17 protein-coding genes are annotated in these 19,134 nt (G+C 55.7%); 6 read left to right on the top strand and 11 right to left on the bottom strand.

The window, feature by feature from the left end:
• Window positions 1-27 precede the first annotated feature (27 nt).
• A complete protein-coding gene (locus tag TEU_RS11770; protein WP_169741384.1) occupies window positions 28-192 on the top strand; it encodes a hypothetical protein in 165 nt (54 codons plus the stop codon).
• On the opposite strand, the gene purC is transcribed toward TEU_RS11770, so the two are convergent.
• On the bottom strand, window positions 164-871 hold the full coding sequence (gene purC / locus TEU_RS00740) for a phosphoribosylaminoimidazolesuccinocarboxamide synthase (protein ID WP_081947179.1): 708 nt from the start codon (window positions 869-871) through the stop codon (window positions 164-166). The genes TEU_RS11770 and purC overlap by 29 nt on opposite strands.
• 164 nt (window positions 872-1,035) lie before the next feature.
• Here purC and purF point away from each other — a divergent pair, with 164 nt between their 5' ends.
• Window positions 1,036-2,370 carry an amidophosphoribosyltransferase gene (gene purF / locus TEU_RS00745; RefSeq protein ID WP_050001967.1) on the top strand — a complete coding sequence of 445 codons (1,335 nt, stop codon included), beginning with the start codon at window positions 1,036-1,038 and terminating at the stop codon, window positions 2,368-2,370.
• Here the strand turns inward: purF and fdhF are convergent.
• The 3 genes from fdhF to pdxS form a co-directional block, all read right to left on the bottom strand.
• Window positions 2,333-4,282 carry a formate dehydrogenase subunit alpha gene (fdhF, locus tag TEU_RS00750; protein ID WP_265100835.1) on the bottom strand — a complete coding sequence of 650 codons (1,950 nt, stop codon included), beginning with the start codon at window positions 4,280-4,282 and terminating at the stop codon, window positions 2,333-2,335. The two genes, purF and fdhF, sit on opposite strands and share 38 nt — an antisense overlap.
• Window positions 4,283-4,435: 153 nt before the next feature.
• Window positions 4,436-5,029 (bottom strand): pyridoxal 5'-phosphate synthase glutaminase subunit PdxT, encoded by a 594-nt coding sequence (pdxT, locus tag TEU_RS00755; protein WP_050001969.1) that lies wholly within the window; start codon window positions 5,027-5,029, stop codon window positions 4,436-4,438.
• Window positions 5,030-5,062: 33 nt separating this feature from the next.
• Window positions 5,063-6,070: a pyridoxal 5'-phosphate synthase lyase subunit PdxS gene (pdxS, locus tag TEU_RS00760; protein ID WP_050001970.1), complete on the bottom strand. Its 1,008-nt coding sequence runs from the start codon at window positions 6,068-6,070 to the stop codon at window positions 5,063-5,065.
• Between the two features lie 296 nt (window positions 6,071-6,366).
• Here pdxS and TEU_RS00765 point away from each other — a divergent pair, with 296 nt between their 5' ends.
• The gene (locus tag TEU_RS00765) at window positions 6,367-7,608 is read left to right on the top strand and encodes a nucleotidyltransferase family protein (RefSeq protein WP_050001971.1); all 1,242 of its coding nucleotides are present in this window, start codon (window positions 6,367-6,369) and stop codon (window positions 7,606-7,608) included.
• A 94-nt stretch (window positions 7,609-7,702) separates the two neighbouring features.
• Here TEU_RS00765 and nadC read toward each other — a convergent pair whose 3' ends face one another.
• From nadC to guaB, 7 genes are all read right to left on the bottom strand, one after another.
• Complete coding sequence (nadC, locus tag TEU_RS00770; RefSeq protein ID WP_050001972.1) at window positions 7,703-8,536, bottom strand: carboxylating nicotinate-nucleotide diphosphorylase; 834 nt, start codon at window positions 8,534-8,536, stop codon at window positions 7,703-7,705.
• On the bottom strand, window positions 8,533-9,834 hold the full coding sequence (locus TEU_RS00775; protein ID WP_050001973.1) for an ATP-binding protein: 1,302 nt from the start codon (window positions 9,832-9,834) through the stop codon (window positions 8,533-8,535). The genes nadC and TEU_RS00775 overlap by 4 nt, the downstream gene beginning before the upstream one ends.
• 85 nt (window positions 9,835-9,919) lie before the next feature.
• Window positions 9,920-10,828, bottom strand: a complete 909-nt coding sequence (gene nadA, locus TEU_RS00780; RefSeq protein ID WP_050001974.1) for a quinolinate synthase NadA — start codon at window positions 10,826-10,828, stop codon at window positions 9,920-9,922.
• Window positions 10,829-10,890: 62 nt separating this feature from the next.
• Window positions 10,891-12,288: an L-aspartate oxidase gene (locus tag TEU_RS00785; RefSeq protein WP_050001975.1), complete on the bottom strand. Its 1,398-nt coding sequence runs from the start codon at window positions 12,286-12,288 to the stop codon at window positions 10,891-10,893.
• Between the two features lie 51 nt (window positions 12,289-12,339).
• Complete coding sequence (locus tag TEU_RS00790) at window positions 12,340-13,503, bottom strand: ABC transporter permease subunit (RefSeq protein ID WP_050001976.1); 1,164 nt, start codon at window positions 13,501-13,503, stop codon at window positions 12,340-12,342.
• Window positions 13,496-14,245, bottom strand: coding sequence for an ABC transporter ATP-binding protein (locus tag TEU_RS00795; RefSeq protein WP_050001977.1), 750 nt, complete (start codon window positions 14,243-14,245; stop codon window positions 13,496-13,498). The genes TEU_RS00790 and TEU_RS00795 overlap by 8 nt, the downstream gene beginning before the upstream one ends.
• Window positions 14,246-14,385: 140 nt before the next feature.
• Window positions 14,386-15,843, bottom strand: coding sequence for an IMP dehydrogenase (gene guaB, locus TEU_RS00800; protein WP_050001978.1), 1,458 nt, complete (start codon window positions 15,841-15,843; stop codon window positions 14,386-14,388).
• A 366-nt stretch (window positions 15,844-16,209) separates the two neighbouring features.
• On the opposite strand from guaB, the gene TEU_RS00805 reads away from it, so the two are divergent.
• From TEU_RS00805 to taw3, 3 genes are all read left to right on the top strand, one after another.
• Window positions 16,210-16,407 carry a hypothetical protein gene (locus tag TEU_RS00805; RefSeq protein WP_320407204.1) on the top strand — a complete coding sequence of 66 codons (198 nt, stop codon included), beginning with the start codon at window positions 16,210-16,212 and terminating at the stop codon, window positions 16,405-16,407.
• 133 nt (window positions 16,408-16,540) lie between these two features.
• On the top strand, window positions 16,541-18,517 hold the full coding sequence (locus tag TEU_RS00810; protein WP_050001980.1) for an IGHMBP2 family helicase: 1,977 nt from the start codon (window positions 16,541-16,543) through the stop codon (window positions 18,515-18,517).
• Between the two features lie 3 nt (window positions 18,518-18,520).
• Window positions 18,521-19,123 (top strand): tRNA(Phe) 7-((3-amino-3-carboxypropyl)-4-demethylwyosine(37)-N(4))-methyltransferase Taw3, encoded by a 603-nt coding sequence (gene taw3, locus TEU_RS00815; RefSeq protein ID WP_050001981.1) that lies wholly within the window; start codon window positions 18,521-18,523, stop codon window positions 19,121-19,123.
• Window positions 19,124-19,134 lie beyond the last annotated feature (11 nt).

Genomic DNA, 19,134 nt, shown 5'->3' on the forward strand with positions numbered 1-19,134 from the left:
CCCTTTCAAACTTTTCTCGGTGGTCGTATGGAGCTGATGATTAAGCGAAAAGCCTTCCTCGAGGAGCTCTCAAAGGTCGTTGACGAGGCCGTAACGACCTACGGAACCCGACTGAGGAGAATAGAAATAACGGAAGACCCGAAGGGCTGTTATACGGTTTTAATCACCTACGAGTCGGAGCCTGGCCGGTGAGCCTCTCGTAAAGCTCCTCGTAGGCGTTTATAAGGTCGCCTTTATCAAACCTGAAGACGTCCTTGTCGAGGCTCTTTCCGGTTTCTGCGTCCCAGAAGCGGCAGGTGTCGGGGCTTATCTCGTCGCCGAGGACTATCTCTCCCCTCTCGTTCCTTCCGAACTCCAGCTTGAAGTCGACAAGGGTTATACCGCGCTCGGCAAAGTACTTCCTAAGGATTTCGTTCACCTTGAGGGCTATACTCTCCATCTCTTTAATTTCTTCCTCGCTTATGCCGAGGACTTTCGCGTGGTGGTGGTTTATCATCGGGTCACCGAGGCTGTCGTCCTTGTAGTAGAGCTCGATTATCGGCTCCGGAAGTTCGGTGCCCTCTTCGAGCGGGAGGCGCTTCTTCAAACTCCCGGCGACGACATTCCTGACGACGACTTCAACCGGATACATCTTGAGCCTCTCAACGATGAGCCTGTTGTCTCCAGCAATTCCGATGAAGTGAGTCTTGATTCCGTTCTCCTCGAGGACTTTGAAAAGAAACGCGCTAATCTGGGCGTTGAGCCAGCCCTTACCTCTGAACTGGGCCTTCTTCTCTCCGTTGAAGGCAGTGGCATCGTCTTTAAACTCCATAATGGCCTTTCCATCGTCGAGGGGGATAACTTTCTTCGCCTTGCCTTCGTAGACCTGCATGGGTTTCACCATGTTAATGTAAAATCTACCCATATTTAAGGCTTATTTTAACATAAAAACGTCAATCAATGGGCAAAGCTTTTAAACACTGACAAGCAAAAACCCCGTGATAACATCGGCATTTATCAACACTTTCAAGTCAAACCAAGCCGGCGGGGTTCGCCATGAGGGAGAAGTGCGGAATCTTTGCAACGCTGTCGGAGAACGCCCCAAGGAAAGCATACTACGCCCTCATAGCGCTCCAGCACAGGGGGCAGGAGAGCGCGGGGATAAGCGTCTGGAGGCAGAGGATAAAGACGATAGCGGGAAGGGGGCTCGTCTCGGAAGTCTTCAGGGGAAAAGAGCTCTCAAAGCTCAAATCAAGGCTCGCGATAGCCCACGTCCGCTACTCCACCTCCGGCTCCCTCAACGAGACCCAGCCTCTGGAGACGGCATGCTGTGGGAAGACCATCGCGGTGGCCCACAACGGGACGCTTACGAATTTTCTCCCCCTCAGAAGGCACTACAAACGGCTTGGTGTCAAGTTCCAGCACTCCGTTGATTCCGAGCTGTTGGGTATCTCGTTCCTCTGGCACTTCAACGAAACAGGCAACGAGTTTGAGGCGATGAGGGCAGTTTTCAATGAGGTCAAAGGCGCGTATTCCGTAGCCCTGCTCTTCGATGGAAAAATCCTCGTCGCGAGGGACCCTGTCGGCTTCAGGCCGCTCAGCTACGGGAGAGGGGACGGCCACTACTTCGCCTCCGAGGACTCAGCTCTGAGGCTCTTCGCCGAAGATGTAAGGGACGTGAGGCCAGGGGAAGCCTTCCTGCTCTCCGAAGGCGGGGTGGAAAGCAAAGTCCTGGCGAAGGAAAGCCACCACCACTGCGTTTTTGAGTACATCTATTTTGCAAGACCCGACAGCACGATAGACGGCGTGAACGTCTACACAGCAAGGGTTAGAATGGGCGAGGAGCTGGCAAGGGAGAGCCCTGCTGAAGGCGACGTCGTCATAGCGGTTCCCGACTCAGGAAGGGCCGCGGCGCTCGGCTTCTCGCGGGTGAGTGGGATTCCTTACTCCGAAGGCCTCATAAAGAACCGCTACATAGGGAGGACTTTCATAACCCCCGGACAGTTCTACAGGGAGCTGAAGGTCAGGCTCAAGCTCTCGCCGGTAAAGGAGGTCGTGGAAGGGAAGAGGGTCGTCCTCATCGATGATTCAATCGTCAGGGGCACGACGATGAAGCGCATCGTGGCGATGCTGAGAAAGGCAGGCGCGAGGGAAGTACACGTGAGGATAGCCTCGCCGCCGATAAGGCACCCCTGCTACATGGGCATAGACATCCCCACGAGGCACGAGCTGATAGCAGCATTTGGAAGCGTTGAGAACGTGAGGAAAGCCATAGGCGCCGACAGTCTAGCCTATCTCAGCGTCGAAGGGCTGAAGAGGGCCGTTGGAAGGGAAGACCTCTGCCTGGCGTGCCTTACCGGGGAGTACCCTGAGTGGGCCTTCCGCTTCTGAGCTTCCTTATCCTGCAGGCCGAAAACTTGAGCTCCGGCGTCCCGGCCTTGTTGAGGGCGGGGCTCGTTATCCGGTTTGCCTTGAAGTGGAAGGGAACCACAACAACCCCTTCAGGAGCTCCCCCAAGCTTTGCGCGCATCCTTATCCTCCCGCGTCTCGTCTCAATCTCGACCCAGTCGCCGTCCCGGATTCCGAGCTTCCGGGCATCGTGCTCGTTTATCAGGACTCTCGGCTCGCCCATTAGCTTCACAAGCGAGGGGCTTCTCAGCGTCATCTCACCCGTGTTGTAGTGGCTTATCAACCTCACCGTTGTCAGGACGAACGGGAACTCCTTGTCAGGCTCCTCCCAGGGGCGAACACGCTCCACCGCAAAGAGCCTCGCCCTCCCGTCCGGCGTCGCGAAGTCCCAGGTGTGGAGCCTCTTCCTCGGCAGGAATATTCCCTCGCCGTTCTTGAGTTCATCAACGCTTCTCTCCTCAAGCTCCGGGAAAAGACGGAAGTACTCTGCTGTTATCTCCTCAACGCTCGAATAGCTGAACCCCGGCAGGCCGAGGGCCCTTCCGAGCATGGTCAGTATCTCCCAGTCAGGCTTTGAATCGCCCATCGGCTCGCAGATTTTGTGGCCCCACTGGATTCTCCTCTCGCTGTTCATGTAGCTCCCGGACTTCTCGCAGAAGGCTGAAGCCGGCAGGACGTAGTGGGCGTAGCGCGCTGTTCTCGTCATGAAGACCTCCTGGACGACGAGGAGGTCGAGCTTCCTTAAAGCCCTCCTGACACGCATGAAGTCTGCCTCGCTCACCGCGGGGTTCTCGCCGACGATGTAGAGGGCCTTAACGTCGCCCCTTTCAATGGCCTCCCACAGCTCGGTCAGGTAGAGCCCCCTCTCCGTCGGCAGGTCGTCAACGCCCCAGAGCGAGGCGACGCGCTTCCTGAACTTTTCATCGGTGAGAGGGACGTAGCCCGGCAGGAACTCGCTAAGCGCGCCCATGTAAGCGGCTCCCTGGACGTTGTTCTGCCCCCGCATCGGGTAGAGGCCGCCCTTTTCCCCGATGTAGCCGAGGAGCAGCGCGAGATTTATCACAGCCAGGACGTTCTCGACGCCCGAGACGTGCTGGGTCAGGCCCATTCCCCACATCACCGCACCGCTCCCCGCGAGGGCAAAGGTTCTCGCGGCTTCGTGTATCGTCCCGGCGGGGATCCCGGTCACCTTTTCAGCGTACTCAGGGGTGTACTTTCTGACGGCCATCCTTATCTCGGAGAAGCCCCGCGTCCTCGCTTTCACGAACTCCTCGTCGTAGAGCTCCTCGCCGATTATCACGTTCGCCATCGCGTTCGCAAGGACTATGTCAGTCCCGGGCCGTATAACGAGCTTATAATCGGCGAAGGCCATCGTCCGCGTTTCCCTGACGTCAACAACTATCACTTTCGCCCCTTTTTTCTTAGCCTTCAGAATGTAGTCCATGACAACGGGGTGGGTCTCGGCCGGGTTGTAGCCCCATATCAGAATGGCGTTGAAGTTCTCAAGGTCTTCATAGGGGTTCGTCTGAGCTCCGGTGCCGAGGGCGAGCTTGAGCGCGTGGACACTCGCCTCGTGGCAGAGGCGAGCGCAGTTGTCTATGTTGTTCGTCCCGAAGAGGCGCGCAATCTTCTGGAGGAGGTAGTTTTCCTCGTTGCTGACCTTAGATGAGGCTATGAACGCCACCGCATCGGGGCCGTAGAGCTCCCTGATTTCGAGGAGTTTGTGGGAAATCTCCTCCATCGCCTGCCCCCAGCTTATTGGCCTCATCTTCTGGCCTTCCCGCTTGAGGGGGCGCCTAAGTCTGTCCCTGGAGAAGACGAACTCAAGGGCGTAGAGTCCCTTCGGGCAGAGCTTACCCCTGTTGGGCTCGCCTGGATACGGCTTAACCTTCATCGTCTTGGGATCCACGAGGAGCCTGCACCCAAAACCGCAGTAGGGGCAAACGACCGTCTTATGCTCGCTCACGCTATCACCAATAGACAAGCAAAAGGCAAAAATAAAAAGTTTTCTACCAAAAATTAACTGAAAAATGTCAAAATCACAGGCTCACAGCGCCTTCCGCAGGAAGTACTCGTGAACCCTCGTGTCGTCGGTCAGCTCAGGGTGGAACTCAAGGCCGATGACGTTGTCCTGCTCGATGCCCACAACCCTGTCCCCAAGCCACGCTATCGGCTTCACCTTGTCGCTCAAAAGCTCGACTATCCTCGGGGCGCGGATGAATACACCCAAAAACGGCTCGTCGCTGAAGGCCAGCTTTATGGGCGCCTCAAAGCTGTCCACCTGCCTCCCGTAGGCGTTTCTGTTTACCTTAACGTCGAGGAGCTCAAGGAACTTCTGCTCTGGAGTTGCGCCTATTACCTCCTTGGAGAGCATTATCAGGCCCGCGCAGGTGCCCATGATCGGGAGCCCTTCCTCACCGAGCTTCTTGACCGGCTCAAAGAGGCCGTTCTTTTGCATGAGCCTTGAGATAGTTGTGCTCTCCCCGCCGGGGATTATGATGGCTGAAATCTCCTCAAGCTGTTCCGGCCTCTTCAGCCAGATGACCTCTCCGCTCACGCCGAGGTTCTCAAGGGCCCTCCTAGCGGCCTCGATGTGCTCTTCCACGTCGCCCTGAAGGCCTATAACCCCTACCTTGACCATTTTTATCCCTCCAAAAGCGGAAAAGGAGAAGAGTCAGACGCCCCTCTCCTCAAGGCGGACTTCGAGCTCCTCGATGTCCTGGCCGCGCATCGGCTCGCCGATTTCCTTGCTAATCTCAACGAGGACATCAGGCTCGTCCCAGTGGTTGACGGCCTCGACTATTGCCCTCGCCATCTTCGGCGGGTTGGAGCTCTTGAAGATTCCGGAGCCGACGAAGACGCCGTCCATGCCCATCTGCATCATGAGGGCGGCATCTGCAGGGGTGGCGACTCCTCCGGCGGCAAAGTTGACGACCGGAAGCCTTCCAAGCTTCTTTATCTCAAGGAGAACCTTGTAGAGGCCGTCAACGATTTCGCGGTAGGTGTAGTGTCCGTAAATCGGCTCGTTCTCGAGAACCCTTGCCGGAAGCCCGGCTATCTCCTTGACGTTGAGGGCGAGCCTGAGATAGGGCTCGGCGAACTTTTCGGCAACGCCGTAGACCTGCTCATCGGTCATGGCCTGAATCTGCCTTATTCCCTCCGCAACGAGGCGAACGTGCCTGACGGCCTCGACGATGTTTCCTGTTCCTGCCTCGCCCTTGGTTCTAATCATTGCGGCCCCTTCCCATATCCTCCTCACGGCCTCACCAAGGTTCCTCGCCCCGCAGACGAAGGGAACGTTGAACTCGCGCTTGTCTATGTGGAAGAACGGGTCAGAGGGCGTTAGAACCTCGCTCTCGTCAATCATATCAACTCCAAGGGCTTCGAGAATTTTTGCCTCGGCGACGTGGCCGATTCTGACTTTAGCCATTACGGGGATCGTAACGGCGTCCATTATCTCCTGAATTTTCTCAATTGGGGCCATTCTCGCAACGCCACCGGCCTTCCTGATGTCGGCAGGGACGCGGTGAAGGGCCATGACAGAAACGGCTCCAGCTTCCTCAGCAATCCTCGCCTGCTCGGCGTTTGTAACGTCCATGATGACTCCGCCCTTGACCATCTTGGCGAAGCCCCTCTTCAGCCTCTCAGTACCTTTCTTCTCAATAACGTCAAGCTTCCCCATACCACACACCCCGGTTCACGGTCTTCGTCGGTTATCAAAACTCATTCATAGGTTATCAAAGAAGGGAGATATATAAGTCTTGCCACAGCAATGTCATAAATGAAGCGAAAAATGTTTAAACAAATACATCAAAAGCCGAAAGACACCATCTAAGTGTTCTCACGTCCCCAAAGGCACATTTAGGAGCCCTAGCAGTTATTTTGTCATGAAAAGCCACTTCTGCAACCCAAAGGGGCATACAAATCCACTGGGGAATACTTTTTTAATACGGTTCCGAGATTAATAAGGGATTCCAGATGATAAAGAAAGCGGTTATCCCAATAGGGGGTGAAGCAACGAGGCTGAGGCCCCTCACGATAGAGACCTCAAAGGGACTTGTCAGGCTTCTGAACAAGCCGATTCTTGAGCACTCAATCCTCAGCCTCGCGAGGGACGGCGTGGAGGAGGTTTATCTCGGTGTCAGGGGCTACGTCAACTACACGACGCTCTTTGACTACTTCCGTGAGGGCTACTGGCTGAAGAAGAAGTACGGCCTTGAGAAGGAAGTCAGAATACGGTACATGCCCAGGTATGAGAGCACCACCAACGGCGACGCTGTCTGGTACACCATGAGGTACTACGACATCAAGGAGCCAGTAGTGGTTATTCAAGGCGACAACATATACCAGCTCAGCCTCAGGGAGATGTACGAGTGGCACAGGAAGAAGAACGCCTTCATGACGATAGCTCTTCAGCCTGTCAATGACGTTACCGGCTTTGGTGTGGCGAAGATAGACGACGACCACAGGATAGAGTACTTCGTCGAGAAGCCGAAGCCGGAGGAGGCCCCAAGCAACCTCGCGAACACCGGAATCTACATACTCTCCGAGAACTTCTGGGAGTTCCTTGAGGAGGATTGGGCCAAAGAGATGAAAGAGAACCGCAGGCTGGACTTTGGAGGGGACATAATACCCGCGCTCATAGAGCACGGCTACGATGTCTACGGCTACCCGATGAGCGGCTACTGGTTCGACATCGGGACGCCCGACAGGTACCTGAACGCGGCGATGTACCTGCTACACCACCTCTCTCCAGAGGACATGGAGGCCGTCGAGATAACCCATGACGTTTACATGCAGGGCAAGTCCGAGATGTCCGAAGACCTGCGCAAGAGGATAAGGGACATGATAAAGCGCGGTGAAGTTCTCATTGAAGGAAAAGCCCTCTTGGGAAGGCACATCTCAATAGGGAAGGGCACCGTCCTGGAGGACGCCATCATAGACAACTACTCCATGATTGGAGAGAACTGTGAGATACTTCACTCCGTCATAATGGACAGGGCAAAGCTGGGGAACAACGTGAGGATAATAAACTCAATAGTCGGCAGGCACGTCGAGATAGGCGATAACGTGAGAATTGTCAACTCGGTCATCGGGGACAACGCCGTGATAAGTGACAACGTGAGAATGTACAACGTCAAGATATGGCCCCACGAGTTCGTGGAGAACGGGGCATCGCTTGAGAACTACACTGTGAGGCATACCGCTCCGAAGAGGTAGGATATCGGATTCAAAGGACTGGAGAAGCTTTCTTTTCTATATTTCCAAGATTCTCGGGACTTGAAGAAAATGAGAGCCAGGAAAGAGAGCCAGATTAAAGCTTTTCAACGATTTCAAGGCTCACGTCGAAGTTCTTCACCGAGTGCGTCAGGTAGCCGAGGCTGATAACGTCGATGTCTAGCCTGGCGTACTCCCCGATGTTCTCCGGCGTTATGCCCCCGGAGACCTCGATTTTCACCCTCTCGCGCAGGCCCTCACGCCTTAGAGCCTCTATCGTTCTCTCTATCTCTTCGGGCGTCATATTGTCGAGCATCACAACGTCGGCCCCCGCCTTTACCGCCCTGAGGGCGTCCTCAAGGCTCTCCACCTCCACTTCGACAACCTTGTAAAGGGAAAATTCCTTCGCGCGCCTTATTGCTTCTTCCAGCGGAACAAGGGCGAGATGGTTGTCCTTAATGAGTATCGCGTCGCTCAGCGAGAACCTGTGGGGCTCGCCGCCGCCGATGAGTATGGCCCTCTTGTCTATCGGCCTGAGAAGGCTCTTCCTCGTGCCAGCTACACGGACCTTCGAGTTCACGGCCCTGACCTTCTCGACGAGCCTCCTAACCTCGGTCGCGATACCGCTCATCCTGCCCATGACGTTGAGAGCCGTCCTCTCGACGAGCAAAATGGCCCTCGCGTCCCCCTCAAGCTCGAGGATTACGTCTCCTTTCCTAACTTCCTCGCCATCGCGTTTTCTGACCGAAACCTTGACGCCAAAGTGCTCGAAGAGAGCTTTAGCTTCTTCAACGCCCGCTATAACCCCATCCTGCTTGGCTATGATTACGGCCCTGGCTTTGGTGCCCTCGGGAATCACGGCCTCGCTCGTCACGTCACCGAAGGGTGCATCTTCCTCAATGAAGCGGAGGAGGTATGAAACTGGTATCATTCTCCTTCACCTCCCAGCAGGAACTTCCAGAGGGGCACGAGCCGAACCTTCTTCCCCTCCACCTCGATTGTATCATCACGCTCCCAGTTTATTATCGTTAGGCTGTCACAGTTGAGCTTCTCAGAGGCGCTCATAAGCGCCGAAACCTCCCGCTCAAACGTTTCGGGTTCATCAAGGGAATAGCTTACCTGTATCAGCTCGGAAACAATGCCGTCCTCAACCACAGCAAAATCAACTTCCCTGCCCCGCTCGTCCTTGAAGTAGTAAAGCTCCCTCTCCTGCCTCCTGAGTTCAAGGAAAACGGCGTTCTCCATCAGCCTGCCGGTGCTCCCTCCCGAACGGGGGGAATAGGCGTTTATCAAACCGGAGTCAATGATGTAAACCTTTGGGAGGCTCTTCTCAACCTCCTTGAGGTTGTGGGAGAACTTCCTGAGCGGGAAAACCAGGTAGGCCTCTTCAAAGTACTCGAAGTAGCTGTAGAGGGTGTTCCTGCTCACCTCGACCCCCATACCCTTCATGTATCTGGCCGTTTTGTTTACCGAAAACTCCTTGGCGAAGGACGCCATGAGGAGCTTCAAAAACAGCCGAATCGCCTTCAGGTTCTTCACGTTGTGTCTCTCGACCACGTCGCGGTAGAGCATCACATCAATGTACTCAGAAAGGGTCTTTCTCTTGAGGAAGGGGTCGTCGAGCAGAACGACCTCGGGGAAGCCACCGAACTCAAGGTACTCCCTCAGAAAGGCCTTTATCCTCGCCTCGTCTCTCGTGGAGATGTACTTGCCCGGGGTAAAGCCCTTTGCCCTCATGAACTCACGGAAGGAGAAGGGAAACATCTCGAAGGTGAGCGTTCTCCCACGCAGTGCCGTTGCGATTTCCCTGCTCAGGAGCTTTGAAGAAGAACCCGTCAGATAGACCCTGAAGCCGTCCCTCTCAAGGGCTCTCTTGACGAAGAGCTCCCAGTTTTCAACCTCCTGAACCTCATCGAGGAAAAGGTACTTCTCCTCGGCATCGGGGAAGAGCTCGTAGAAGACCTTCACGAGGGTCGAGAGGTCGTCAAGGCTCGGCGGGTATATCCTGTCGTCGTCGAGGGGGAAGAAAACGGCCGCCTTACCTTCACTTCTCAGCCTGGAGAACTTTTGCAGGATGTAGAATGTCTTTCCGGTCCTCCTCGGCCCGATTATAGTTACTGCCTTGTTCACCGCCAGGTCATCGGGGACGTTGAGCTCACGTTCGATGCCATCAACGCTGAGGTCGAGGTAGTCCATCACTACCTGTGCTATGACTTCCTCACGGCTCATGTTAAGTGAAAAGGCAAAAATCCTTAAAAAGTTTCCCTCCTAACTTAACAAAAATCCCGGAATCTTGCACTTCCAACTTAACACCTTAGCTCATCTCAAGCATTCTCTCGATGGCCTTCCTGGCCTTCTCAGCTATTTCAGCGGGCACTTCGACCTTGTGTTTCATGTCCCTGAGCGACTCGTAGATGTGGTTGAGGGTTATCGCCTTCATGCCGATGCAGACGGCGTCCTCCCTTGCCGGGTGGAACCTGATGTCAGGGTAGAGCTTGCTGAGGCGGTAAACCATCTCTTTCTCAGTGAAGACGACCCACTCGCTCCACTCTTTAGCTCTTCTTATCATTCCGCCGGTGGAGACAATTATATCGGCCCTCTCCTGAACCTCCGGCTCACACTCGGGGTGAACCATAAGCTTTGCCTCCGGATGAAGCTTCCTCGCGCGCTCGACGTCTTCAACGGTGAACTTCCTGTGGACGTAGCAGTGGCCGTTCTCCGGGATGGGTATGACCTTTTTGCCTGTCTGCCTGGCAACGTAGTGGGCGAGGTTCTTGTCCGGTCCGAAGATTATCACGTCGGAGTCGAGCTTTTCAACTATCCTGACGGCGTTGGCGGAAGTTACCGTGACGTCGGCGTAGGCCTTCGCCTCGGCGGTTGTGTTCACGTAGAGAACCACAGGCGCGTCCGGGTACTTCTTTTTCGCCTCAAGTATGTGCTTGACCTTCAGCATGTTGGCCATCGCGCAGGTGGCCCCCCTCTCCGGCAGGAGGACGGTCTTTTCAGGGTTGAGGATTTTGGCGGTCTCGGCCATGAAGTCAACGCCCGCAAAGACTATTACCTCGGCATCAACGTTTATGGCCTTCCTCGCGAGTTCAAGGCTGTCGCCGAGAAAGTCGGCTATGTCCTGGACTTCGGGAAGCTGGTAGTTGTGGGCCATGATTATCGCGTTACGCTCCTCCTTCAGGCGTTCAATTTCTGCTATGAGCGCCTCCTTCTCCATAATCTCACCTCGCTTGGATGGGGGTAGAGGGAGAAGATTAAAAGGTTGTTGGCCACATTTGATTAGAGCCTGCACTTCCCATCGAAAAAGCTCGGCCTCTCGAAGGCCTTTCTCATAACCGGAAAGTCCTCGCGGTAGTGACTTCCCCTGCTCTCCTCCCTGGCTAAAGCGCACTCAAGGACGCCCCTCGCGAGCAGTTTCAGCCTCGGGTCGGCCTCGATTCCCTCAAGCTTCCTGAGGCCCTCCTTTAGCGTTTTGGCGCTCCTCACGATTCCCGCATAACTCCAGAGCAGTTCTCTCAGCGCGTCAACGTCCCCCTGTTCGTAGCCGTGGTAGGCCAGCTCCTTAACCTCCCCTCCCCTCGGCCTCTCGCGTGCTATCGTTCTGGCAACCTCAAGGCCGGAGACGATGCACTCAAGGAGGGAGTTGCTCGCCAGCCTGTTCGCCCCATGGAAGCCGTTGCTCATCGCTTCACCTATCGCGTAAAGGTTTTTAATCCCCGTCCTGTACCAGAGGTCGGTCGCTATCCCACCCATAGTGTAGTGGGCTATCGGCGAGACGGGAATTAAGTCTCTGGCCGGGTCAATCCCGTCCTTCCTCAGGAAAGCGTATATCTGAGGGAAGCGCTTCTTAAAGTCCTCTATGCCGGTTGCATCGAGGAAGACTCTCCTGCCGGCCTTCATCTGGTTATATATCGCCCTAGCAACGATGTCCCTAGTGGAGAGCTCGTTCACGAAGCGCTCGCCGTCTTCGGTTACCAGCTTTGCTCCGGCTCCCCTGACGGCCTCGCTGATAAGGAAAACACCTTTCTTTCCGATGTAGCCGGTCGGGTGGAACTGGACGAACTCAAGGTCACGGGCGGGGGCGCCTTTCATTACCGAGTCGCCGATTAGAAGGCCGGTGTTCTCGGGGGAGCCGGCGGTGAACTTAAACAGAGCAGAGAAGCCACCTGAGGCTATAACAGTTGCATCGAAATGAAGGAACTCACCATCAACGAAGACCCCGTAGGCCTTCCCTCTCTTTACCCCAAGCTCTTCCGCCTTTCCTTTAACGAAGTGGACGCCGAGTTCCCTGGCACGGAGGTAGAGCAGTTTGGTCACGTGCTTTCCGGTCTCGTTCTTAATCGTGAAGACCCTGTGAAACGAGTGTCCGCCCTCGGTTTCACTCGCCTCGAACTTCAGGCCGAGGGAAGTGAGAAAATCATAGGCCTCGCTCGCCTTCGAGATTACGTTCCAAACGACCTCGCGGTCGTTGATGTACTTTCCGGCTTTGATTGTGTCGAGGACGTGGGCTTTGGGGGAATCGCCTTCGAGGATGGGAAATGCCACCCCAGCCTGGGCGAGGTAGGAATTGCTCTTTTTGATTCCGGGGCCGATGAGCGTGACATCAAAACCCTTCTTTGCGAGCGCTATGGCCGCTGTCAAGCCGGCAATACCATCGCCTATGATTCCAACCCTCATCTAACCACCGGGAAAAGAAGAGAAGAGGGACTTAAACGGTTTTTGTTTTCTTCAAATTTTCACCCGAATCAGCCACCTGAGCTTGCCGGCGTCTATGCTCTTTGTCATCAAAACTCCGCTCTCAAAGACCCACACCGCCAGGCGGAGCACTAACCCGTTCCAGAGCAGGAGATAGAGAACCGCCGCGGCGGCCCGCAGGTAGTCGCCGTTTGTTGCACTCAAAAAGGCCCAGAGGGGCGCGTAGCCGGGGTCGGCCTTTACAAGGAGCCCGGCGGCACCCGAAACATCAAGCCCCGCAAAGGCAACCAGGAGGGGAATCAGGTAAAGCACCTCAACGAGTCCCGCCAGGCTGAGGGCACTCCTCACATCGAGGGTAAAAAGCGAGACCAGCAGGCTCGTGAGGAGCATCAGCAGGAAGAGCAGGAAAACTCCGGCCGAGAAGAAGACGACTGGCCCTACACCAACCGACACGCCGGTCGGGCCTCCTCCGGAGGTCTTTGGGAGCATGGAGACGGCCCAGGTCGAGAGTGTTAAAGACGCCAGCACCAAAAAGCTGAAGACCACGGAGGCGAAAATCTTCCCGAGGATTATCGACCTGCGCGAGACCGGGAGGGTGAGGAGCGTCTCAAGCGTCTTTCCTTCCTTCTCCATGGCGACGGAGGCCGCTACCGCCTGGGAAGCGTATACCCCAATGACGAAGAGAACCAGTGGCACCGCCAGCGCACTCCGGAGGAGCGCCGAGACGTAGCGCGAGGGCTCGACGCTGAGAACACTCCCGCCGACGTCGAGGAGGAACTCTGGCCGTATTGATGGGAAGACGCCCTCACCGAAGCGCAGAACCAGCGCCTTCAAAGCCCCGGCCAGCCTGACGGTCTTAAAGTCAAGCACCGATGAAAGTTCCGTCTCGATTAACAGACTTGGAGAGCGCCCGCTTTTGATTGCGTCCGAGAATCCGGCCGGGATAACGAGCCTAACCGGCGAGCCGTTATCTATGACAACGCCACTTTCTTCCAAGAACTCGATGAGCGCCCTTGAGTACTCCCCGGAATCCTCATTGACAACGCTGATTACGAGGCTTGATGAGCGTGAGGACGACTGCAGAACTCCGAAAAGCAGTGGGATAAAGATTATTGGGACGATTATGGCCGCCAGGAGCCTCCTATCCCTCAAAATGTCCGCGAGCTCTTTCTTAAACATAATCCACAGCTCACCCATGGAAAACCCTCCCAGAGGCCGTTACAAAGACTTCTTCGAGGTTCTCAGCCTCGTACTTGGCCTTCAGCTCCCCAGGCGTCCCGGTCTCAACGATCCTGCCCCCCTCTATTATCGCCACCCTGTCGCACAGGAACTCGACCTCGAGCATGTTGTGGCTCGAAACGAGGACTGAAACGCCTTCTTCGCTGGAGAACTCCTTTATGCGCTTTCTGATTTCATAGGCACTTGACACGTCCAGCCCGCTCGTCGGCTCGTCGAGGATAGCCAGCCTCGGCCTCACCATCAGCGCCCTCGCCAGGAGGAGCTTCCTCGTCATTCCCTTGGAGTAGGTCGCAACCCTGTCGTGGAGCCTGGCCCCAAGGCCAGCTATTTTAATCCCCAGCTCGACCATCTCGTCGGCGTCCTTTCCCGTCGCCTGCGAGTACAGCCCGGCCATGAAGCGGAGGTACTCGAGCCCCGTCATGTTCCTGTAGGCGCCGGCCTCCTCCGGCAGGTAGCTTATCAGCTTCCTGACCCTCTCGGGCTCCTTAACGACGTCATGTCCCATCACTTCAGCTTTTCCCCTGTCCGGAGGGAGGAGCGTTGCGAGGATTTTGAGGGTCGTGCTCTTTCCCGCTCCGTTCGGCCCGATGAGACCGAATATCTCGCCTTCCATCATCTCGAAGCTTATCCCCCTGAGGGCTTTAATGCCTCCATACTCCTTTTCAAGGTCCCTGACAACGACGGCGGGGCTTTGAGACATCACCTCTCCCACCCCACAATTATGCTTAGAGGTTGGAGAAGGTTACTTATAAAAGTTTCTTTCCAAGTATGCTTAGGCAGAATAGGAGAAAGAAAATTCAGAAAGCAACCAAACTCCCGAACAGGGGCAAAAATCCAAAATCACTTCCCCAACGGATAGTTCGGGGCCTCGTTGGTGATGAGTATGTCGTGCGGGTGGCTCTCCTTAACTCCCGCCTGCGTTATGATGACGAACTCACCCTTCTCCTTCAGCTCCTCGATGTTCTTAGCGCCAACGTAGCCCATTCCCGAGCGCAGACCACCAATGAGCTGGTAGAGAACCTCGCTCACCGGCCCCTTGTACGGCACAACGCCCTCAACTCCCTCCGGGACGAACTTGCGCGTCTTCATGTGGCCCTTCTGGTAGTACCTCTCGGCTCCGCCCTTCATCATCGCCCCAAGCGAACCCATGCCGCGGTACTGCTTGTAGCGCCGTCCGTTGATGACAACCTCTTTACCCGGCGCCTCCTTAGTTCCAGCTAAAAGAGAGCCGAGCATGACGGCATCGGCTCCGGCCGCTATCGCCTTAACGATGTCGCCCGAGTAGCGGATTCCGCCGTCCGCTATGACGTGAAGCCCGTACTCGCTCGCTTTGTCGGCGACGAGCGCTATGGCCGTGATTTGCGGGACGCCGACACCGGCAACAACGCGGGTGGTACAGATGCTCCCCGGCCCAATTCCCACTTTCACGGCATCGGCGAAGGTCAAATCATCGACGGCCTTCGGGTTGGCAATGTTTCCAACGATGAGGTCTGCATCGACAGCTTTCCTTATCTCCTTCATTGCCTTGATTGCTTTGAGGTTGTGGGCGTGGGCGGTGTCAATTACGATAACGTCAGCCCCCGCCCTGTCGAGAGCCTTCGCCCTTTCAAGGTCAAAAGGCCCAACGGCAGCAGCAACCACCAAATCGCCGTTCTTGTCATGGACGGCGTTCTTATACTTCCTTCTCCTCGCCAAATCGCTCATCGTGATTATGCCAACGAGCCTGCCCTCAGAGTTCACAACGGGAAGCCTGTCAATCCTGTGCTCGAACATCAGGTTGAGGGCTTCCGCGGCCGTTACGCTCTCGGGAACTGTTATCGGCTCGCCGGTCATGACTTCCCGCACGAGCTTCCCCTGCCTCACGGCTATGTCCTTCTTGCTGATAACGCCAACGACTTTTCCGTCTTCGACGACCGGCAGGCCGTCAATGTCGTTCTTCTCCATGAGGAAGAGGGCGTAGTCCACTGTTTCGTCGGGCGAAATCGAGATTACTTCCTCGACGATGAAGCGCTCTGCGCGCTTGACTTTCCTGACCTGCTCGACCTGTTCGCTTATGCTCATGTTCCTGTGGATTACGCCCAGACCGCCCTCGCGGGCCATCGCGACTGCCATCTCCCACTCGGTTACGGTGTCCATCGCCGCGCTGAGAATTGGAATGTTGAGCTTTACGTTCGGCGTTATCCAGGTCGAGACGTCCACGTCCTTTGGCTCGACCTCGGTCGGCTGGGGCACCAGAAGAACGTCGTCGAAGGTGTAACCCCTAATGGCATTAACAAGTTTGTGTTCAAATTTTCCCATTTTTGCCCGACCTCCACGTCCTTTTTAACGTGAACCTGGCAAGTATTTTTAAGGGTTTCGAGAAGCCCCCTCGTTGTATATCTGCCACCCCGGAGGTTGTCACGCAACATTTTGACGAAGGGGGAGAGGTTTTTTCAGGAAAAATCTGTCCAATGTACAAAAAAGCCTCCGAAAAGCACTTATATATGCATGGGTGCCTTGTTATGGTGATAACCATGAGGAGGGCTTACGAAATTCGCAGGAGGGTTTCAGAAAAGGAAAGGGGGGAGGGCCAAACCCTTCGTTAGCGTCGGCTCTGAGGAACTGCTGTTTGAGGTTCTAAAGGAAGGTCTGTTCTGGGCCGCCCTCGGCCGGCCGTCTGAGGTCATGCCGTTTCTGAGGGGCAAACTTTTGGGCAACGGCTTCAGCGAAGGCTCCAAGAGACAGCTCGAGTGGCTCCTCGACGAGCTCCAGAGCTTCTACGAGCGCGTCGCCTGCGGTGGCCGCGTGGAAGAAAGGCACCTGAGGGCAATCAAGTCCTTCCACAGGGACATAGTATCTGTCCTAGAGACGGAAGGGGCTTAGCTTTTTAACCCCTCTTCCCCACTCTTCTTGGGATGATGAGGGAAGTTTCGTCCGAGCGGTGAGGAAACTCGCATGGGCTGACCAACCCTCAACCTTTTAAAAGGCTCTTCTTTTTGCTCTCCGGGGGCCAAAAATGGACGAAAAACTTGAGAAGTTCATCAATCACCTCAAAGTCCTCGTGGAATACGAGAGAAAGGCCGAGATTGAAGCGATGAAGGCAGAGATGAGAAGGCTCAGCGGCCGCGAGAGGGAGAAAGTTGGGAGGGCCGTTTTAGGTTTAAACGGTAAAATCGTCGGCGAGGAGCTCGGCTACTTTCTGGTGAAATACGGCCGCGAGAGGGAAATCAAGACGGAGATAAGCGTCGGAGATTTGGTCGTAATCAGCAAGAGAGACCCGCTGAAGAGCGACCTGGTTGGAACCGTCGTCGAGAAGGGGAAGCGGTTCATAACGGTCGCCCTTGAGACCGTCCCGGACTGGGCGCTTAAGGGTGTGAGGCTCGACCTCTACGCCAACGATATAACATTCAAGCGCTGGCTTGAGAACCTCAACAACATCCGCGAGAGCGGGAGAAAGGCTCTGGAGTTCTACCTCGGTCTGAGAGAACCGGAAGAGAGCAAGCCGGTTGAGTTCGAGCCCTTTGATAAAAACCTGAACGCGAGCCAGAGGAGGGCCGTTGCCAAGGCCCTTGGGAGTCATGATTTCTTCCTGATTCACGGGCCCTTTGGGACGGGAAAGACGAGAACGCTCGTCGAGCTGATACGGCAGGAAGTCGAGCGCGGAAACAGGGTTTTGGCCACCGCCGAGAGCAACGTGGCCGTTGACAACCTCGTCGAACGGCTGGTCGATTCCGGTTTGAATGTCGTTCGCGTCGGACACCCGAGCAGGGTCTCAAAAGCTCTCCACGAGACGACCCTTGCTTACCTCATGACCCAGCACGAGCTCTACGGTGAGCTGAGGGAACTCCGCGTAATCGGGGAGAACTTGAAAGAAAAGAGGGACACCTTCACCAAACCAGTTCCGAAGTACAGGCGCGGGCTGACTGATAAGCAGATTCTCCGCCTGGCTGAGAAGGGGATAGGGACGAGGGGCGTTCCAGCTCGGTTAATCCGCGAGATGGCACAGTGGCTCAAAATCAACGAGCAGGTGCAGAAGACCTTCGACGATGCTAAGAAGCTGGAGGAGAGAATAGCGAGGGAGATAATAAGGGAAGCTGACGTTGTCCTGACAACAAACGCCTCCGCCGGGCTGGAGGTGGTGGACTACGGCTCCTACGACGTGGCGGTGATAGACGAGGCGACCCAGGCCACCATTCCGAGCGTCCTCATACCAATCAACCGCGCGAAGCGGTTTGTTTTGGCCGGAGACCACAAGCAACTACCGCCGACGATACTCAGCGAGAAGGCAAAGGAGCTCAGCAATACCCTCTTTGAGGGGCTGATTGAGCGCTATCCTCAGAAGAGCGAGATGCTCACCGTCCAGTACAGGATGAACGAACGGCTAATGGAGTTCCCGAGCAGGGAGTTCTACGACGGAAAGATAGAGGCGGCGCCAGAAGTTAAGCGGATTACCCTCTCAGACCTTGGGGTTAAGTGCCCGGAGTTTGGAGAGCAGTGGGACGACGTCCTTAAGCCGGGCAACGTGCTGGTCTTCATAGACACCTCCAAGAGAGAAGACCGCTTCGAGAGGCAGAGGCGCGGTAGTGAGAGCCGCGAAAACCCGCTTGAGGCCAGGCTGGTGAAGGAGGTCGTTGAGAGGCTCCTGGAGCTGGGAGTTAAGCCCGAATGGATAGGTGTCATAACGCCCTACGACGACCAGCGCGACCTTATAAGCTCGCTCCTGCCGGAGGAGATAGAGGTCAAGACCGTTGACGGCTATCAGGGAAGGGAGAAGGAGGTAATAGTCCTTTCATTAGTCCGCTCCAACAGGAGGGGTGAGCTTGGCTTCCTGAAGGACCTGAGGAGGCTGAACGTCTCGCTGACGAGGGCGAAGAGGAAGCTGATTCTGGTAGGCGACTCCGCAACGCTGAGCGCCCACCCGACGTACAAACGGCTGGTTGAGTTTGTGGGTGAGAGAGAAACGGTAGTTGATGCCGGGAAGCTGGGGGTGTGATGCATGTTCCTCTACACCAAAAACTTCGACGAGCAGAAGGAGAAGGCGATGGGGAGCCTCAGGCAGGCGTTAGTCGAGGGAAAGGTGGACGAGGACATAATTCCCCTCCTTGAAAAGATAAACGCGCTGGAGAACTACTTCACAACGAGCTCCTGCTCGGGCAGGATTTCGGTCATGGAGATGCCCCACTTCGGGGACAAGGTGAACTCTGTGTGGCTCGGCAAGTGGCACAGAACAGTCAAAGTCGAGGAGGTGCTTGAGGCCATTGAGAGACACAGGAAAGGCCAGCTCTGGTTCCTCGTGAGGAGTCCAATCCTGCACGTCGGCGCGAGAACCCTTGATGACGCCGTTAAGCTGCTCAACCTCGCCATAGGGCTGGGCTTCAAGTACAGCAACATCAAGAGTGTGAGCCACAAGAAGCTCCTCATCGAGATACGCTCCACCGAGAGAATGGACGTCCCGCTCGGCGCGGATGGAGAGCTCTGGGTGAGCGAGAATTACATCGAAAGAATCGTGAACATAGCGAACGACCAGCTGAGAAGGTTTAAGGGGAAGCTGAAGAGGCTGGAGGAAGAAGTGGAGAGAATCTCAATAAACGACGAATAACACCCCAAAAC

Origin of the sequence: Thermococcus eurythermalis, assembly GCF_000769655.1 — an archaeon.
Classification (GTDB): domain Archaea; phylum Methanobacteriota_B; class Thermococci; order Thermococcales; family Thermococcaceae; genus Thermococcus; species Thermococcus eurythermalis.

Bases quoted from the DNA above. Each gene is read 5' to 3' on its own strand.
- TEU_RS11770 (WP_169741384.1), top strand. From the start codon at position 28: ATGGAGCTGATGATTAAGCGAAAAGCCTTCCTCGAGGAGCTCTCAAAG.
- purC (WP_081947179.1), bottom strand. From the start codon at position 871: ATGCAGGTCTACGAAGGCAAGGCGAAGAAAGTTATCCCCCTCGACGAT.
- purF (WP_050001967.1), top strand. From the start codon at position 1,036: ATGAGGGAGAAGTGCGGAATCTTTGCAACGCTGTCGGAGAACGCCCCA.
- fdhF (WP_265100835.1), bottom strand. From the start codon at position 4,282: ATGAAGGTTAAGCCGTATCCAGGCGAGCCCAACAGGGGTAAGCTCTGC.
- pdxT (WP_050001969.1), bottom strand. From the start codon at position 5,029: ATGGTCAAGGTAGGGGTTATAGGCCTTCAGGGCGACGTGGAAGAGCAC.
- pdxS (WP_050001970.1), bottom strand. From the start codon at position 6,070: ATGGGGAAGCTTGACGTTATTGAGAAGAAAGGTACTGAGAGGCTGAAG.
- TEU_RS00765 (WP_050001971.1), top strand. From the start codon at position 6,367: ATGATAAAGAAAGCGGTTATCCCAATAGGGGGTGAAGCAACGAGGCTG.
- nadC (WP_050001972.1), bottom strand. From the start codon at position 8,536: ATGATACCAGTTTCATACCTCCTCCGCTTCATTGAGGAAGATGCACCC.
- TEU_RS00775 (WP_050001973.1), bottom strand. From the start codon at position 9,834: ATGAGCCGTGAGGAAGTCATAGCACAGGTAGTGATGGACTACCTCGAC.
- nadA (WP_050001974.1), bottom strand. From the start codon at position 10,828: ATGGAGAAGGAGGCGCTCATAGCAGAAATTGAACGCCTGAAGGAGGAG.
- TEU_RS00785 (WP_050001975.1), bottom strand. From the start codon at position 12,288: ATGAGGGTTGGAATCATAGGCGATGGTATTGCCGGCTTGACAGCGGCC.
- TEU_RS00790 (WP_050001976.1), bottom strand. From the start codon at position 13,503: ATGGGTGAGCTGTGGATTATGTTTAAGAAAGAGCTCGCGGACATTTTG.
- TEU_RS00795 (WP_050001977.1), bottom strand. From the start codon at position 14,245: ATGTCTCAAAGCCCCGCCGTCGTTGTCAGGGACCTTGAAAAGGAGTAT.
- guaB (WP_050001978.1), bottom strand. From the start codon at position 15,843: ATGGGAAAATTTGAACACAAACTTGTTAATGCCATTAGGGGTTACACC.
- TEU_RS00805 (WP_320407204.1), top strand. From the start codon at position 16,210: ATGCCGTTTCTGAGGGGCAAACTTTTGGGCAACGGCTTCAGCGAAGGC.
- TEU_RS00810 (WP_050001980.1), top strand. From the start codon at position 16,541: ATGGACGAAAAACTTGAGAAGTTCATCAATCACCTCAAAGTCCTCGTG.
- taw3 (WP_050001981.1), top strand. From the start codon at position 18,521: ATGTTCCTCTACACCAAAAACTTCGACGAGCAGAAGGAGAAGGCGATG.